The sequence below is a fragment of the Eggerthella lenta DSM 2243 genome, assembly GCF_000024265.1.
In the GTDB taxonomy this organism is placed as follows: Bacteria; Actinomycetota; Coriobacteriia; order Coriobacteriales; family Eggerthellaceae; genus Eggerthella; species Eggerthella lenta.
The window spans coordinates 1-16,697 of sequence record NC_013204.1; the positions used below are offsets into that span (position 1 = coordinate 1).

The window sequence follows — 16,697 nt, forward strand, 5'->3', positions numbered from 1 at the left end:
AAACGCTACAATGCCTTTGAATGTTGCTGAAAAATGCTGAATATCGAATCTGAAAACGGAACACCATTGGACAACCAGATTGAAAAAGCAGATCATCAGGATGAAACCGCTGATGAAAACGTGGAGCCTTTCGACTACACGCATGTACACGCCGTAGCGCGCATCGCGCTGTATGACGATCTTCGCAGCGCCCCGCGCGTGACGGAGATACACCCGGCGCCGACGGCTGAATTCATTGAAAGCCTTGCTTCGAAAATTTATGAACAGGCTAAAAACGCCGGAGGGACCATTCCGTACACCGTCATCCGCGAAGTATCGGAAAACTTCATCCACGCGCGTTTCGCCGAGGCTACCGTGTCCATCCTGGACGAGGGCAATACCATCCGTTTCGCCGACCAGGGCCCGGGCATACCTTATAAGGATCAAGCGCAGATCCCCGGGTTCACATCCGCCGTGGAGCCGATGAAACACTATATTCGCGGCGTGGGGTCGGGCTTGCCCATCGTGAAAGAGTACCTCGATTTCTCGCACGGCACCATCACCATTGAGGACAACCTGGGAACAGGCGCCGTAGTGACCATCAGCCTACGTGCGGGCGAGGCGACCGATATGCCGCCCGTCGACCAATCGAGCGCGCTTCACCCTGCATCCGCGCAACCATCGGCCATGGAACCCGCTTACCCGATGCACGAGGCGCCGCAGCAGCTGCAGCAGCAGATTCCTCCCCAGCAGCCGATGCAGCAACCCGCCTACCCGGCGCAATACGGATACGCAAACCCACCGTATCCGCAGGAAGCCGCGCCCGCACGACCGCCTTACGGTTACGAGCCCGAACCGCAGTACGCGCCCCCGCGCTATGCGCAGAATCCCTACGCGGCAGGCGCGCCCTACTATCCCCAGCACGGTGCCCCGGCTCATCGCGCTCAGGGCATGGACATGCAAGCCCAGCATGCGATGGCGCCGCTTATCCCCCCGTTGTCGCAACGCGAGCGCGACTTCCTGCCCATCTTCCTGAGCGAAGGAGCCCTGGGAGTAACGGACCTGTCGCGTTTGACCGGCGTGCCGCAATCAAGCACGTACGTGGCGCTGTCGAAATTAGAGGAAGCCGGGCTTATCGAGAAAACGGTCGGACAGAAGCGCATTCTGACCGATCTGGGATACCACGTGGCAAATTCCCTATAATCGGCCTTTACCCGGCTTCGATCTGTTAATACAATCGAAGCGGCGGCGGGTGGCGCCCGCTTGACGCACGAGAGAGATGTTTCACGTGAAACATTCGCGATGCCCCCATCAAGGAAGCAAGCTATGAACAGCGAAAAACTCGAGCAGGTCTGGTCCGAAGTATGCGGCCAGGTGAAAAGCTACAACAATATCGATCCGTCGCAGATCAACGCGTTCTTCTCACGCCTGCATCCGCAGGCTATGAGCGACGGGTTCCTCATGATCACCGCGGACAACGACTTTATAAAGACATGGATCGAGCGTCATTATGTCGAGTTCATCAAACGCGCGCTGAACGACCTGTACCACATGCCGTTCACCGTGATCATCGAAGTGGACATCACAGCCGCCGAGCCTCCCGCTCCGGCGCCTGCTCCTCCCGCCGCGCAGGCAGCCCCGGCGGCAACCATGGCGACGGCGGCAGAAACGCCTGCGCCCGTCAGCTCTCCGCAGCCCGCGCCGGCTCCTGCCGCGAATGCCGCAAGTTCGCCGCAAATCGACGCAGGCCGTCCCGAAGCGCATAGAGGGGCGGTAGGGGAAGAGGTCGCCGGCGTCGGCGCGAAACGAGAAATAGCGCTCGACGGCCCCGACAGCCCCGCGTCCACGCTTACGTTCGAGAACTTCGTCATCGGCGATTCGAACCGCATGGCGTACTCCATGGCCGTGGCCGTGGCCGAGATGCCGGGCAAGGCGCACCTCAACCCGCTGTTCATCTACGGCAAGTCGGGTCTGGGGAAAACGCACCTCATGCGCGCCATCCAGAACTACATCAACGAGACGATGCCGCAGCTTTCCACCATCTACGTGGACTCGGCCGAGCTGTTGAGCGACTACATGGAGGCCAGCGCGGCGCACGACAAGCAGAAATCCAGCTACAAGAACTTCAAGACGCGCTACGAGGAAGCCGACGTGCTGCTCATCGACGACGTCCAGTACCTGCAGGGCAAGAAGCAGACGCTCGACATCGTGTTCCAGATATTCAACAAGCTGACCAGCCAGGGCCGCCAAGTGGTGCTGTCGGCCGACCGCGCGCCGAAGAACATCGACATCGACGAGCGCTACCGCAGCCGCTTCAACTCGGGCGGCACGTTCGACATCCAGCCCCCCGAGATCGAGACGAAGCTGGGCATCGTGAAAAGCTTCGTGGACGAGTACCGCGAGTCGGAAGGGTCGCACGACTTCAACATCCCCGACGACATCCAGATGTACATCGCGGAAAGCTCCAGCTCGAACATCCGCGAGCTGAAGAGCGCCGTCACGAAGGTGATCTACCAGATGACGTTCTTCAACCAGCCCGACCTCAAGCTGGACGACGTGCGCACGCTGCTGGAGAACCACTTCACCGGCGGCCCTTCGAAGCGCCTCACCATCGCCGACATTCAAAAGGAAGTGGAGAACTTCTACAAGGTGAGCCACGCCGACCTCGTGGGCAAGAAGCGCACGCGCAACATCATCTACGCGCGCCAGATAGCCATATACCTGTGCCGCCAGATGCTCGACCTGCCGTTCAACGACATCGGCAAGAAGTTCAACCGCGACCACTCCACCGTAATGTACTCGGTGACCAACGTCGAGGAGAAGATGAAGGAGAACCGCGAGCTGCGCGAGGAGCTGGAAGCGCTGCGCGGGCTCATCAACGAGATGTAGCGTACGCGCGTTCGGCGGAAAGATGACTGAAACATGACTGACAAGTTGCCGAAAAGCGGTGCAACCCTATGGAAAGATAATAAAAGCGATAATTGATGTTGAGGGAGGGCGCTCGGTCTGCACGATCGATTCAGGAAGAATTCCAAGGGTTGACATGCGATAACGTAGGTTTTCCACATTTCCACCGCCCTTATTATTACAACTATTAAAACCTTAGATATATTAGAGAAGATCAAGAGCAAAGAGCAAAACCCGAAAACCCGCATTCATACGTCATGCCGATCATACGCAATGTTTCACGTGAAACATTCGAACCTCTATAATGACGGCAGCGCTCGCTGCTTCTAGAGAAAGGGAACGTCTTGAAATTCAGCATCAACCAATCGGAATTGCAGAACGCGTTGTCCGTGGTGCTCAAGGGCATCGCAACCCGATCGACGCTTCCCATTCTGTCGGGCATCTACCTCGACGCGCACGACGACACCCTTACGCTTCAAGCGACCGACCTCGAGCTGTCCATCCAGTACTCGGTTGCGGCGCTCATCGAGGAGACGGGCAAGGCCGTGGTTCCCGGCAAGCTGTTCTCCGAGATCGTGAAGAACCTGCCCGACGCAGCCGTGCACGTGGCAGCCGAGGACGACTCGGCGGTCATCACGTGCGACACGGCGTCGTTCTCCATCAAGACGCTCGACGCGGAGGACTTCCCCGGATTCCCTCACGTGGACGTGCAGCAGGAGGTGTCCATCCCCTTCACGCAGTTCGCTTCCATGGTGAAGCGCGTGGCGCGCGTGGTGTCGAAGGACGAGAGCCGCGCCATACTCACGGGCGTGCTGATCACGCTCGAGGACACCACGCTCAAGATGGTGGCCACCGACTCGTATCGCCTCGCCATCACCGAGGCCGAGCTTCCCGAATCCAGCGCCGAGGAGTTCCAGGCGGTCATCGCGGGATCGTTCTTGCAGGAGATATCTTCGCTGCCGCGCTCGGAGGACGACCTCAAGCTGGCGCTGGCTGAGAACCAGATCGTCGTCACGTACCATGACACCGTATTCATCAACCGCCGCCTGGAAGGCAACTTCCCGAACTACCGCCAGCTGCTGCCCGATTCCTACGCCACGCGCGTGAGCATGGACGTGGGGCACCTCGTGGCCGGCGTGAAGCGCACGTCGCTGCTGGGGCAGACCAGCTCGCCGGTGCGCTTCGCCATCAACATGGCGTCGCAGACCGTGCAGCTGTCCGCCGTGGCGCAGGACGTGGGCTCGGCCCAGGAGACGCTGTCGTGCGAGGGCGAAGGCGAGGACGTGGAGATCGCTTTCAACTACGCCTACGTGTTGGACGGGCTGTCCTCGGTGAGCACCGACAACGTGTTCCTCGAAGTGCAGTCGTCCATGAAGCCCGGCATCTTCAAAGCTGACGAGGGCGAGAACTTCCTGTACCTCGTCATGCCCGTGCGCATCGCGTAAGGACGCGCGCGGCATATCGTGGATCTGGCCATCGCCCATATCTCGTTTCTGAACTTCCGCAGCTACGAGGCGTTCGATCTCGACGGCATCGGTCCGCTCACGGTGCTCGTGGGTCCGAACGCCGCGGGGAAGACGAACGTCGTCGAGGGAATAGGCCTGCTGACGGCGCAATCGTCGTTTCGACATGCGCCCGTCGACCAATTGGTGCGCGCCGGGGCTCCCTTCGCGCGCTTGACGGCCGACGTCACCGACGGCAGCCGTCAGCTTGAGCTGGCGGTACAGATGGCCGAGGGCAAGAAGAAGCACCTGCTGAACGGGAAGCCCAAGCGCACAGCCGACCTGAAGGGCCTCGTACCGTCCGTGACGTTCACGCCCGACGACCTGGAGCTGGCGAAAGGGGCCATGTCGGTGCGCCGCGCCGCGCTGGACGCGCTGGGCTCGCAGCTGTCGGCCAACCACTACCTCATCCGGCGCGATTACGAGAAGGTGCTGCGCCACAAGAACCGCCTGCTGAAGGACGAGGCGCCGGCTGCGCTGGTGGGGGCGATGAACGAGACGCTGGTCACGTGCGGCGCGCAGCTTTCGTGCTACCGCGCCGCGCTGTTCGAGAAGCTGGCGGCTTCGATGGCGTCGTACTACGCTGAGATCACCGACGGGCATGAGCGGCTGGACGCGGGCTTCGTCCCTTCGTGGGAAGAGCACGATCCCCTTTCGTTCGCCACGCGCACGTTCGGGCGCGACGAGGCGCGCGAGGCGCTGGCGGATGCGCTTGCGCGCCGCGGCGGCGAGGAGCGCGTGCGAAAGCGGGCGCTCGTGGGCCCGCATGCCGACCGCATCGAGTTCTTCATCGACGGCAAGAACGCCGCCCTGTTCGGCAGCCAGGGGCAGCAGCGTTCGGTGGTGCTGGCGTTCAAGCTGGCCGAGGCCACGCTGATCCAGGACATTTTGCGCCAAAAGCCGGTGCTGCTGCTGGACGACGTGATGAGCGAGCTGGACGCCGCGCGCCGCCGCGCGCTGGTGGCGTTCATCTCGGGCGACATCCAGACGTTCATCACCACGACGAACCTCGCCTACTTCGACGACGACCTGCTGGGCGGCGCTCGCATCGTAGAGCTGGAGAAACCGCGCAAAACCGGCGAAATGCCTGACGAGGATCGAATGTTTCACGTGAAACATTCGCCGATCGACGCGCAACCGGCGCGCGGGGAGGCCGAAGAGCGCGACGGGCAGCCGTCCGATCCGGCCGAACAACCTTCGGCGCGAATCGAGGGGGACTCATGAGGAAGCTGGGCGAGAGCATCAACGAGCTGATGGCCGCGCTGGCCGCCGGCGACGACGCGTCGCGCAAGGCGCAGCGCGCCGCCGCCGTGAACGTGGCGTGGCGCAACGCGGTGGAGGCCGTGTACAAGGATGCCGCGCAGATGGTGCTCGACCACGTGAACGCCGTGTACATCATGGCCGCCGACGAGGTGGTGAAGGGCGCGACGACGAAGGCGTCGCATACGGGCACGGGCGCGCAGCTGGTGGTGTACGCCGACGACAGCCTCATCCGCTCGGATCTCGATGCGCGCCAAGAGTTCCTCAAGATGAAGTTGAAAGAACAAGGCGAGCACGTGGAGACGTTCAAGATCCTGCCTTCGCGCTTCGAAATGAAGGCTCGCCATCCCTTCCGCCGCGCGGAAGAGGACGGTGCCGTCGAGCGCGCTGCGCGCGCGAGTCGCGAGGAAACCCCGCGCACGCCTTTGTCGCCCGAAGAGGAAGCTGCTCTCGAAGCCAGCGTGGGGGCGGTGGAAAGTCCCACGGTCCGCAGGGCGCTCGAGAGGGCGATACGTGCCGATAAAAATCGCATTTAGCGGTTCGATGCGAAAAATAATGATCGAATACGAGATCGCGGCTCGTACGGCTTCTAAAACCCTTCATACTTGATGGATTTTATTGGTATCAAGGCATGGTTATGGTAGAATTTTCAGGTTAGCGCGAATCAGCGCTGCACTCACACATCGCACTATAAAAGGAGCATGTCAGTGGCAAACAAACCTGACCATTACGACGGTTCTGACATTCAGGTCCTCGAGGGCCTGGAGGCGGTCCGCAAGCGTCCGGGCATGTACATCGGCTCGACGGGTCCTCGCGGCCTGCACCACCTGGTGTACGAGGTCGTCGACAACGCCGTCGACGAAGCGCTCGCCGGATACTGCGACGAGATCAAGGTGTGGATCCATCAGGACAACTCGATCTCGGTCGACGACAACGGGCGCGGTATCCCGATCGACAAGCACCCGAAAGAGAAGATCCCCACCGTCGAGGTGGTGCTCACCATCCTGCACGCAGGCGGCAAGTTCGGCGGCGAGGGCTACAAGGTGTCCGGCGGCCTGCACGGCGTGGGCGTCTCCGTCGTGAACGCGCTGTCTTCCCGCGTGGAAGTGCAGGTGCGCAAGGAGGGCAAGGAGTACTTCATCGGCTTCGACCACGGCAAGACGTCCGAGAAGCTGCGCGAAGTTGGCCCCACGAAGCGCGGCAACGGCACGACCGTGTCGTTCTGGCCCGACCCGGAGATCTTCACCGAGACCACCGTGTACGATTTCGACACTCTGGCGAACCGCTTCCGCGAGATGGCGTTCCTCAACAAGGGCCTCAAGATCGTGCTGTACGACGAGCGCGTCACCGATGCCGACGGCAAGCCGCGCACCGAGGTGTTCCAGTACGCCGGCGGCATCGTCGACTTCGTGAAGTTCCTGAACGAGGGCAAGGAAACGCTGAACAAGCCCATCTACTTCGAGGCCGAGAACGACGACGGCACCGTTGAAGTGGCCATGCAGTGGTCCACCTCGTACTCCACGAACTCCGTCATGGCGTTCGCGAACAACATCAACACGCACGAAGGCGGCACGCACCTCGACGGCTTCAAGCAGGCCGTCACGCGCACCATCAACGAGTACGCCCGCTCGAAGGGCATCCTCAAAGAGAAGGATTCCAACCTCTCCGGCGACGACACGCGCGAGGGCTGCGCGGCCATCGTGTCCGTGAAGCTGCACGACCCGCAGTTCGAGGGCCAGACGAAGACGAAGCTGGGCAACACCGAGATCCGTCCGCTGGTGCAGAACGCCGTGACCCAGGGCCTGGCCGAGTACCTCGAGGAGAATCCGACCCCGGCCAAGCGCATCATCGGCAAGGCCACCCAGGCGCTCAAGGCTCGCGAAGCCGCCCGCAAGGCGCGCGAGATGACGCGCCGCAAGGGCGTGCTGGACTCGTTCGCGCTGCCGGGCAAGCTGGCCGACTGCTCGTCCAAGACCCCGGAGAACTCCGAACTGTTCATCGTAGAGGGCGATTCCGCAGGCGGCTCGGCCAAGCAGGCCCGCGACCGCAAGACGCAGGCTATCCTGCCCTTGCGCGGCAAGATCCTCAACGTTGAGCGCGCGGGCTTGCACCGCTCGCTTTCCAGCGACACCATCAGCTCGCTGATCACGGCTATCGGCACGAACATCGGCGACGACTTCGACGCCGACCAGTCGCGCTACCACCGTATCATCATCATGACCGATGCCGACGTCGACGGCGCGCATATCCGCATCCTGCTGTTGACGTTCTTCTACCGCTACATGCCGGAGCTCATCAACCGCGGCTACATCTACATCGCACAGCCGCCCATCTTCGGCCTCAAGAAGAAGAACTCGCGCTCGCCGAAGATCGAGCGCTACATCTACGACGAGAGCTCGCTGGGCTCGGTGCTGGCCGAGTACGACGATCCGAACAAGTTCGACGTGCAGCGCTACAAGGGCCTGGGCGAGATGGACCCGGATCAGCTGTGGGAGACCACGATGGAGCCGGCTACCCGCACGCTTCTGCAGGTGAGCATCGACGACGCCGCCGAGGCCGAGCGCGTGGTGAGCGACCTCATGGGAGACCAGGTGGAGCCGCGCAAGGAGTTCATCCAGAAGCACGCGCGCGACGTCCGATTCCTGGACATCTAGCGTTCTGGTGGTCTGACGACCGCCGGAATACCTCGCTGACTTACTACGCCAACCTGTAAGGTAGGAGATTTATGGCAGACAACAACGATTCTTTCGACGAGTTCTTGAATCGCGCCGAAGAGGATTACGACGCGGGCGACATCGAAGCGGCCGAGGCCGGCGACGAAGACGACGTGCTGAACGACGTCGAGGGCGGTGAGGACGAGTCGCGCCCCGGCGCGTTCGTGTCCGAGGAGAACAAGGCGCGCTCGCTGATCGACATGTCGTCGATCGCGAACCCGCACGGCTCCATCGTCGAAGGCGCCAACGGCGGCGAGGGCACCATCGTGCGCTCCGCCTACCTCGGCAAGGAGATGCAGACGTCGTTCCTGGAATACGCCATGAGCGTCATCGTCTCGCGCGCCCTGCCGGACGTGCGCGACGGCTTGAAGCCGGTTCACCGCCGCATCCTGTACGCCATGAACGAGTCCGGCTACACGCCGAACCGCCCGCACATGAAATCGGCCCGTACGGTCGGCGACGTCATCGGCAAGTACCACCCGCACGGCGACTCCGCCGTGTACGACACGATGGTGCGCTTGGCCCAGCCGTTCTCGATGCGCGTGCCGCTGGTGGACGGCCACGGCAACTTCGGCTCCATCGACGGCGACGGCGCGGCGGCCATGCGTTACACCGAGTCCCGTCTGGACAAGGTGGCCATGGAGCTGCTGCGCGACCTGGACAAGGAAACGGTCGACTTCCAGCCCAACTACGACGAGAGCCTCGAAGAGCCCACGGTTCTTCCCGCGCGCTTCCCCAACCTGCTGGTGAACGGCTCGCAGGGCATCGCCGTGGGCATGGCCACGAACATCCCGCCGCACAACCTGGGCGAGACCATCGACGCCACGTGCCTCATGCTGGACAACCCCGACGTCACCACCGAAGAGCTGATGAAGGCGCTGCCCGGCCCGGACTTCCCCACTGGCGGCATAATCATGGGCAAGAAGGGCATCCGCGACGCGTACGAGACGGGCCGCGGCTCGCTGACCGTGCGCGCGAAGTGCAAGGTGGAAGAGGGCAAGAACGGCCGCAGCTCCATCGTGGTCACCGAGATCCCCTACCAGGTGAACCGCCAGCGCCTGCTGGAAAAGCTGGGCGAGCTGGTGCGCGAGAAGAAGCTGCCCGAGATCAGCAACATCCACGACGGCGCCGACCGCCACGGCATCGACATCATCATCGACCTCAAGAAGGACGCCATCCCGCAGGTGGTGCTGAACAAGCTGTACAAGCACACGCAGCTGCAGGTGGGCTTCGGCGTGATCATGCTGTCGCTGGTGGACGGCGCGCCGCGCGTGCTTTCGCTGAAGGAGATGCTGCACTACTACATCGCGCACCAGGAAGAGGTCATCGTCCGCCGTACGCGCTACGAGCTGGCGAAGGCCGAGGAGCGCGCGCACATCCTCGAAGGCTTGATCATCGCGCTGGACAACATCGACGAGGTCATCCACATCATCCGCTCGTCGCAGACCGACAAGGAAGCGGCCGAGCGCATGACCGAGCGCTTCGGCCTGACCGACAAGCAGACCGCCGCCATCCTCGAAATGCGCCTGCGCCGCCTGACCGGCTTGGAGCATCAGAAGATCGAGGACGAGTTGAAGGAGCTGCTGGAGAAGATCGCGTACTTCAAGCGCGTCCTGTCCGACGACCAGCTGGTGCACGACATCATCAAAGAGGAGCTGTCCGAGGTCAAGAAGAAGTTCGGCAGCCCCCGCCGCACGCTCTTGTCCGAGGCGGCCAAGGATCTCGATGTCGAGGATCTCATCGCCGAGGAGAGCATGGTCGTCACGATGACGAAGGCCGGCTACGTGAAGCGCCTGCCCGTGGCCACCTACCGCCAGCAGAAGCGCGGCGGCAAGGGCATGTCGGGCGTGAACCTCAAGGACAACGACTACGTCGAGCACCTGTTCGTGGCGTCGACGCACTCCTACATGCTGTTCTTCTCCACGAAGGGCAAGGTGTACCGCCTGAAGGTGTACGAGCTGCCCGAGGCGTCGCGCCATGCGCGCGGCACGGCCATCGTGAACCTGCTGCCGCTTGAGAAGGGCGAGACCATCTCGGCCGTCATCGCGACGAAGGACTTCCCGTCCGACGAGTACCTCATGTTCGCCACCGAGCACGGCATGGTGAAGAAGACGTCGATGGACCTGTACGACCGCACGCGCCGCGACGGCCTGATCGCCATCAGCCTGAAGGACAACGACCGCCTCATTTCGGTGAAGCGCGTGGCTCCGGGCGAGAAGGTGCTCATGGTGTCCAGCGCAGGCAAGGCCATCATGTGGGACGAGGGCGAAGTACGTGCCATGGGCCGCGACACCATGGGCGTGCGCGGCATGAACGTGCCGCCCATCGCCAAGGTGCTGGGCATGGAGATCGCGCAGCCCGATACCGACCTGTTCGTCATCACCGAGAAGGGCTACGGCAAGCGCACCCCCATCGCCGAGTACCCCGAGCACCATCGCGGCGGCCAGGGCGTGTTCACCATCACGATGACCGAGAAGAAGGGCCTGCTGGCCGTCATGAAGATCGTCGCCGAAGACGACGAGATCATGATTATGTCCGAGGAAGGCGTGTGCGTGCGCACCCCGGTGTCGGGCATCTCCGAGCTCGGCCGTTCCACGCAGGGCGTGTGCGTGATGAAGACGGCCGACAAGGACCGCGTGACCGCAGTGGCCATCTCCAGCCGAGGCAAGAAGAAGAAAGCCTCCGGCGCGCAGGTGGAAGGCGAGGAGCTGGACGAGAACGCCATCGATGAGCTTGAAGACGGCGCCGAAGGCACCGCCGAGATCGAGAGCGTCGAAGAAGCAGAGAACGCGGAAGGCGACGAAGAGTAGAAAACAGCCTCCAGCGTAACCTTGAATGCCCCGCCTCGCATCCTGCGAAGCGGGGCATTTCTTGTCGTGAGAGCCCGCAAGCGGGCGGCCAGCAGGCCGCCCCTACGGCGTGCGATCCCTCGTAGGGGCGGCCTGCTGACCGCCCGCCCACCCGCAAACGACGCGGGCGACCCCCCATGCAAGAAAATGTTTCATGTGAAACATTCAGCCTCTTTCGCGTTATCGCTTGCGGCTCTCTTCGTTCGCGATGTTTCACGTGAAACATTTTCTTTCCCTCTGCCTCATGAATGCGAAAAACATGAAGGAACCCGCAGCCCCCTGGCGGGTTGTTGACGTGCCGTATACTGCACGCCTCATGACTGTTATCGACGGCCGCCAACGCGGCCGTTCATGCGAAAGGAGGACGGAAACCCATGTATCGAGCAGCTGCCGCGCAAGCGGCGCGCCTGTCGTCGAAAGCGCGCGGAGCCGCGAAGCGCGCGCAAACGACGCGCCGCGAACGCGCCCTGCGTTCTCCGGCGGAGAAAACCACAGCCGGCGACGTGTTCGTGCTTTCCGTCCCGCTGTTCGTGGAACTGTTCATGCAAATTATGATCGGGAACATCAACCAATTTATGCTGGCGCCGCTGGGAACCGAGCCGGCCGCCGCGGTGGGAAACGCGCTGCAGATCCTCAACATCGTGACCATCGCGCTGTCGGCCATGGGCACGGCTTCCACCGTGCTCGTGACCCGCGTGCTGGGGAAATCGTCGGCGACCAGCAAGGTGTCGGAGATCGCCACTGTGGCCCTCGTGGTGAACGTAGCGCTCGCGGCGGCCATGACCGCGGTGCTGTTCCTCTTTTGGCCGCAGTTCTTCTCCTGGCTGCACATCGACGGGTCCATCACGGGAATGGCGTCGTCGTTCCTGCTGATCGTCGGCTCCACCACGGTGGTGCAAGGCGCGTTCTTCGCGTTCACGGCTTTGCTGCGCAGCTACGCGCGCGGCGCCGACGTGATGCGCGCCAGCCTGGCGATGAACGCGGTGAACATCGCAGCCAGCGCCGTGCTCATCGGCGGCGTCGCGTTCGTCCCGGCGTTCGGGGTGGAAGGCGCGGCGGTAGCGAACGTGGTGGCGCGCGTCGCAGGCCTCGCGGTGGCATGCCGCCTCGTGCTGCGCCATACCGATGTGCGCATGCGCCTGGCGTACCTGCGCCCGTTCCCCTGGAAGACGCTTCGGCGCATGCTGGGCGTGGGCATCCCCTCGTCGGGCGAGCAGATGAACTACGACCTCGCACAGATCGTCATCCTGTCGTTCATCAACGTGCTGGGCACCACGGTGGTCACCGTGAAGGTGTACTGCTCGATGATCGCGGGCATCGCCTACCTGTATTCCATCGCGTTGTCGCAGGCGACGCAGATCGTGCTGGGGTATCTGTTCGGCGCGGGCAAGTTCGATGCGGTCGCGCGGCGCGTGTGGGTGGCCGATCTCATCGCCGTGGCGCTGACCACCTGCGTGTCCACGCTCATCTGGATCAACGCCGACGCGGTGTTCGGCCTGTTCACCGCCGATCCGATGGTGCACGAGCTGGGTCGCCAGGTGCTGCTTGTGGAGATATTCCTGGGTATCGGGCGTGCGCTCAACATCGTGATGGTAAAGGCGCTCATCGCGGTGGGCGACGTGAAGACCCCGGTGACGGTGAACGTCATCTCGTCGTGGATATTCGCGGTGGCAGGCGGCTATGCGCTGGGAATCGGCTTAGGCTGGGGCATCGTGGGCATGTGGGTGGCCATGTGCGTGGACGAGTGGCTGCGCGCCGGGTTCCTGCTGGTAACGTTCGCACGCGGAGGATGGCGGCGGCGCGCTCAGGAGCGGCGGCCCGAGCCTCGGCTCGAAACGCCTCCGGATGCCGTGGAGACTCCGGCCGTGTCGTACGCGAAGCCGTCGATGTTCGTGTTGAAGAAGCCCAGCGCAACGGGCCGTCCGAAAGAACCGGGCGCCGTCAGCCTGTCGGCGATTATGGGGCTGGCGCTGGCCGACGACGGGGGCTTGACGCATGGGATCGTTCAGGCCGTCATCGATGCCTTGACGGCACTGTGGTAGGCGGCGGAAAGCTTTCCGCCGGCTGAATCGGTCAGCCCTCGAAATCTTCCGGGGCGAGACCTTCGAGAAACTTTTTGAACTCGGACAGTTCGGCTTCGCTCGCTTCCGGTTCCGTCCGCCTCAGCACATAGGGGAACGAAGCACGCTCCAGCACATCCTCCTCGATATAGATGGGAGCTTTCTGCCGCACGGCCAGCGCCAACGCGTCGCTCGGGCGCGCGTCGAGGTCGATGAGGCGGTCGTGCTGGCGCAGCGTGAGCCGCGCGAAGAACGTCGCACCCTGCACGTCGTTGATGACCACGTGGTCGATCTGCGCGTCGAGGTTCGTCAGCGCGTCGAGGAACAGGTCGTGCGTCATCGGCCGCGAGAACCGCGCTTTTTCCAGCGCGATGCCCATTTGCGTCGCTTCGTTCACGCCCACCCAGATGGGGATGATGCGCGACTTTCCTTCTTGGACGATCTCCTCTACCGGTTGCAGCACGATGATGGACGGCGACGGCGCCGCCGAGACGATCAGCGTTTGAACGGTAACGGGAATCATCGGCACTCCTCCTCGGGTTTCTTGCGTCGCGTCGCGCGCGGCCGGCCTACCGATTATAGCGCTTCGGCAGGGTCGCCGGTCGCATCGCCGTGGCGTTTCGGTTTCAAGATACGGACGGCCAAGATCGCGCTGCCGTTACCGGATATTCAAAAAGTGGTAAGAAATATTCAAAAAGTGCTTGACCTACCTTAGTGATTCGACGTATAGTGATCAGGCACTTTTTTTGGGCCCGTAGCTCAGTTGGTTAGAGCGCACGCCTGATAAGCGTGAGGTCGCTGGTTCAAATCCATTCGGGCCCACCATTTTTTTGCAATAAACGCTCCACCGTGAGCCGAGTTAGCCGGTGGAGCGTTTATTAATTTCTAGACGCGGTTTTATGCAGTTCGCGACTAGCCGAAGAATGTGCAACTTGGGGCATTAGCTCAGCTGGGAGAGCGCGGGCTTTGCAAGCCTGAGGTCAGGGGTTCGATCCCCCTATGCTCCACCATACGTTATTCATCCGAACCCCCGCCGAGAGGCAGGGGTTCGTTGCTTCTGGTCGTGATCGGTTGAGAGCCCTGCCGCGCGCGTTCAACTCTCAGATAACACTGTGCGGGTTATAGGCAAGAAAGTGTGTCCAGAGCCTAATCGTAATCCATGCGATAAGGGCCGCTTGCATGCAGGTCATTCCATTGCACAGCAGTGCCCCAGCGCCCCACCGCTTCATCTTTTTCGCTAGCTTCGGCAGCTGCTCGATAAAACTCAGCAATCAGGACGTCCGTCGGCATTTCCTTCAGGATCTCTTTCGGGCTTGCACGGGCTTCAAGGTCCATATAGCACCACCAGAACGCCGCCTTGACGCGCCTCGTCAGCCTCAATCCCCGATGCTCTCGCAGCATGTGGCGGATCTGGGCGTTCACGCCGCCTTCGATCCTGTTCGTAGTCGCCGGAACAGGTCCTCCCTCGAGCAAGCCTTCGTCGAGATAGGTGAATAGGGTACCGGCCCTACAAAGCTTCAGAAGCCCGCCGCGCGCAGTGCGCAGCCTCTCGTGCTTGTAGCGGATCCGCCCGTCAACCACCTCTTTTTCCTTTAGGAATCCTTCCCATGCCGTGCACCAATTAGAGAAGCCCGCAAGCCACTCCGCAGCTTCGTTGAGGCTACCTATGCGCATGAGCTTCTTGGCGATGCCATAGAGCTCAACGCCCGCCTGGAGCCGCGGCCTGGTCGTGGTCTGGCGCTTCACCTGACAGAACGCATGGAAGACGCAGCGCTGCACGCGTGTGTTCGGCCACACGGCGCGTCTCGCCTTCTCGAACCCCTTTCCGCCATCGGTAATCACGACGTCGGGAGGGGCTATGCGCGCCATGAGCGCCGCCCACGCCTGCGCGTTCTCGCTTCTCGCTAGATGCCAGCCGATCACGTGCTTCTCGGTGCAGGCGATCATAATCACGACGTCGCGCCCCAGCCAAAGGCCATCCACCTCCACCACGTGGTGGACCTCGTCACAGACAGGAGCCACGGGCCACAGGTCCCAGAACTTATTCGTGAGATGCCGGAAGGTGCGTCCGGGCATGCCGAACTCGCCTTGGGTCTTTTTCGAGAGCAGCCACCTCAGGAACAGCTCTAGCAGTTTAGGCTCGTTGTCGTAACGTTGCGTGGTGGATGCGCCGCATGCCTTGCAGCGCCAACGAGTCGCCCCCGACGAGGTCTTCCCGTTGCGTTTCGTGTCGCCCCCGCACGCAGGGCACAGTATCTTCTTCATCCCGTGATTGAACCACGGAATTTAAGAGGGCGGTTTACGGCCTCTGACCTGCGGTGTCAAGTCGAAAGCGGACACACATTCTTGCCAGGCACTTAAACCTGCCTCCGAAATTTAAACGATGGTTTATCGAGGGTTTGACCTGCCCTTACACCCCTAAAACGGACACACTTTCTTGCCTATAACCCCACTGTGCGTACCCGGTCGGAGAACTCCGTCGCCCGGTTCCGACTCGCGAACTTATGAGCTCGCTGTCGAAGGGACTTCTCTTTACCGAAGATGTTTCACGTGAAACATTTGTTCGTTTATCTTGCGTCATTGTGACAAGTGTTTCACGTGAAACACAGCCTCCCGCGGTTTCGCGCTGCGCTCTTTTCCCACGTGCATTCTGTGAGCGCAAGCCGGAAACATCGTGATCGTGCAGGTGGCATGGTAGAATCCTGCTTCGGATATCAACCGCGAAACCGGCACATGGGGAGCTATGAATCGAACGGAAGCACTGCGCATTTTAGGACTGGACGATGATGCCACGCCCGAAGATGTGAAAACCGCCTACAAGGAAACGGTGCAGATCCTGCATCCCGACCGGTTCGCCAGCAATAAGAAGCTCCAAGATCGCGCGACTGAGCAGTTCAAGAACCTCCAAGAAGCATACGACTACCTGACCAGCGGAAAAGGCTCGCGCACCTCCGCTCGCGATCCGCGCGCCGCTGCCGAGCGCGCCCGCAGCTACACGTCGTCCAACCAGGTTGAGGCGCGCATGGCCGGCGTAGCCGCCGCACGCACGCAGCTGGTTAAGCAGCGCGATGTGGCGCTTGACGAGCGTCGTAACGGCATTGCCATGACCGCTATCGGCGGCATCGTGGCGCTGATATCCGGCCGCCGGCCGTTCGGCCTGTTCGGTATCGTTGCCGCCATTGCAAGTGCCGCCGCTGTGTGGGGCATCGTGCAGGTCGTGTCGTCCCAGAGAACCATCGCCACGCTCAACGAACATATCGCCGAGCTCAACAAGGAAGAGCGCCGCCTCGCCGAGGAGTTGGACGACGTGTAACCGCCGTACTTCGCCGGCGGTCGCCTCTCCTTATCGTCCCGATCGCCCGGCAGCGCCTGCCTTGTCGCCCGAAACGTGCGGAATTCAAGCGGAAAACGCACCTTTCGGGCGAC

At 62.1% G+C, this 16,697-nt stretch carries 11 protein-coding genes and 2 tRNA genes; 11 read left to right on the forward strand and 2 right to left on the reverse strand.

Going from position 1 to position 16,697, the window contains the following annotated elements; translation table 11 throughout:
• Window positions 1-66 precede the first annotated feature (66 nt).
• From ELEN_RS00005 to ELEN_RS00040, 8 genes are all read left to right on the forward strand, one after another.
• Window positions 67-1,182: an ATP-binding protein gene (locus ELEN_RS00005; RefSeq protein WP_012809449.1), complete on the forward strand. Its 1,116-nt coding sequence runs from the start codon at window positions 67-69 to the stop codon at window positions 1,180-1,182.
• A 123-nt stretch (window positions 1,183-1,305) separates the two neighbouring features.
• Window positions 1,306-2,868 (forward strand): chromosomal replication initiator protein DnaA, encoded by a 1,563-nt coding sequence (gene dnaA / locus ELEN_RS00010; protein WP_009305586.1) that lies wholly within the window; start codon window positions 1,306-1,308, stop codon window positions 2,866-2,868.
• Window positions 2,869-3,230: 362 nt separating this feature from the next.
• Window positions 3,231-4,331, forward strand: a complete 1,101-nt coding sequence (dnaN, locus tag ELEN_RS00015) for a DNA polymerase III subunit beta (RefSeq protein ID WP_012809450.1) — start codon at window positions 3,231-3,233, stop codon at window positions 4,329-4,331.
• 18 nt (window positions 4,332-4,349) lie between these two features.
• Window positions 4,350-5,612: a DNA replication/repair protein RecF gene (gene recF, locus ELEN_RS00020; RefSeq protein ID WP_009305588.1), complete on the forward strand. Its 1,263-nt coding sequence runs from the start codon at window positions 4,350-4,352 to the stop codon at window positions 5,610-5,612.
• On the forward strand, window positions 5,609-6,184 hold the full coding sequence (locus tag ELEN_RS00025) for a hypothetical protein (RefSeq protein ID WP_012809451.1): 576 nt from the start codon (window positions 5,609-5,611) through the stop codon (window positions 6,182-6,184). Before recF ends, ELEN_RS00025 begins: the two co-directional genes overlap by 4 nt.
• Window positions 6,185-6,349: 165 nt before the next feature.
• Window positions 6,350-8,302 carry a DNA topoisomerase (ATP-hydrolyzing) subunit B gene (gyrB, locus tag ELEN_RS00030; RefSeq protein WP_157011223.1) on the forward strand — a complete coding sequence of 651 codons (1,953 nt, stop codon included), beginning with the start codon at window positions 6,350-6,352 and terminating at the stop codon, window positions 8,300-8,302.
• 71 nt (window positions 8,303-8,373) lie between these two features.
• Entirely contained in the window at window positions 8,374-11,172 is a 2,799-nt protein-coding gene (gene gyrA, locus ELEN_RS00035; RefSeq protein WP_012809452.1) for a DNA gyrase subunit A, read from the forward strand.
• A 413-nt stretch (window positions 11,173-11,585) separates the two neighbouring features.
• Complete coding sequence (locus tag ELEN_RS00040) at window positions 11,586-13,253, forward strand: MATE family efflux transporter (protein WP_009305592.1); 1,668 nt, start codon at window positions 11,586-11,588, stop codon at window positions 13,251-13,253.
• A gap of 31 nt (window positions 13,254-13,284) precedes the next feature.
• Here the strand turns inward: ELEN_RS00040 and ELEN_RS00045 are convergent, their stop codons facing one another.
• Entirely contained in the window at window positions 13,285-13,794 is a 510-nt protein-coding gene (locus ELEN_RS00045; RefSeq protein WP_009608949.1) for a bifunctional nuclease family protein, read from the reverse strand.
• 225 nt (window positions 13,795-14,019) lie between these two features.
• Between ELEN_RS00045 and ELEN_RS00050 the strand changes: the two genes are divergently transcribed.
• Window positions 14,020-14,096: transfer RNA gene (locus ELEN_RS00050), tRNA-Ile, on the forward strand.
• A gap of 109 nt (window positions 14,097-14,205) precedes the next feature.
• Window positions 14,206-14,281: transfer RNA gene (locus ELEN_RS00055), tRNA-Ala, on the forward strand.
• A 136-nt stretch (window positions 14,282-14,417) separates the two neighbouring features.
• Here ELEN_RS00055 and ELEN_RS00060 read toward each other — a convergent pair.
• Window positions 14,418-15,536: an IS256-like element ISEle1 family transposase gene (locus ELEN_RS00060; protein ID WP_009307321.1), complete on the reverse strand. Its 1,119-nt coding sequence runs from the start codon at window positions 15,534-15,536 to the stop codon at window positions 14,418-14,420.
• Window positions 15,537-16,014: 478 nt separating this feature from the next.
• On the opposite strand from ELEN_RS00060, the gene ELEN_RS00065 reads away from it, so the two are divergent.
• Window positions 16,015-16,584, forward strand: coding sequence for a J domain-containing protein (locus tag ELEN_RS00065; protein WP_012809453.1), 570 nt, complete (start codon window positions 16,015-16,017; stop codon window positions 16,582-16,584).
• Window positions 16,585-16,697 lie beyond the last annotated feature (113 nt).

Bases quoted from the DNA above. Each gene is read 5' to 3' on its own strand.
- gyrA (WP_012809452.1), top strand. From the start codon at position 8,374: ATGGCAGACAACAACGATTCTTTCGACGAGTTCTTGAATCGCGCCGAA.
- ELEN_RS00065 (WP_012809453.1), top strand. From the start codon at position 16,015: ATGAATCGAACGGAAGCACTGCGCATTTTAGGACTGGACGATGATGCC.
- ELEN_RS00060 (WP_009307321.1), bottom strand. From the start codon at position 15,536: ATGAAGAAGATACTGTGCCCTGCGTGCGGGGGCGACACGAAACGCAAC.
- gyrB (WP_157011223.1), top strand. From the start codon at position 6,350: ATGTCAGTGGCAAACAAACCTGACCATTACGACGGTTCTGACATTCAG.
- ELEN_RS00025 (WP_012809451.1), top strand. From the start codon at position 5,609: ATGAGGAAGCTGGGCGAGAGCATCAACGAGCTGATGGCCGCGCTGGCC.
- ELEN_RS00045 (WP_009608949.1), bottom strand. From the start codon at position 13,794: ATGATTCCCGTTACCGTTCAAACGCTGATCGTCTCGGCGGCGCCGTCG.
- dnaA (WP_009305586.1), top strand. From the start codon at position 1,306: ATGAACAGCGAAAAACTCGAGCAGGTCTGGTCCGAAGTATGCGGCCAG.
- ELEN_RS00040 (WP_009305592.1), top strand. From the start codon at position 11,586: ATGTATCGAGCAGCTGCCGCGCAAGCGGCGCGCCTGTCGTCGAAAGCG.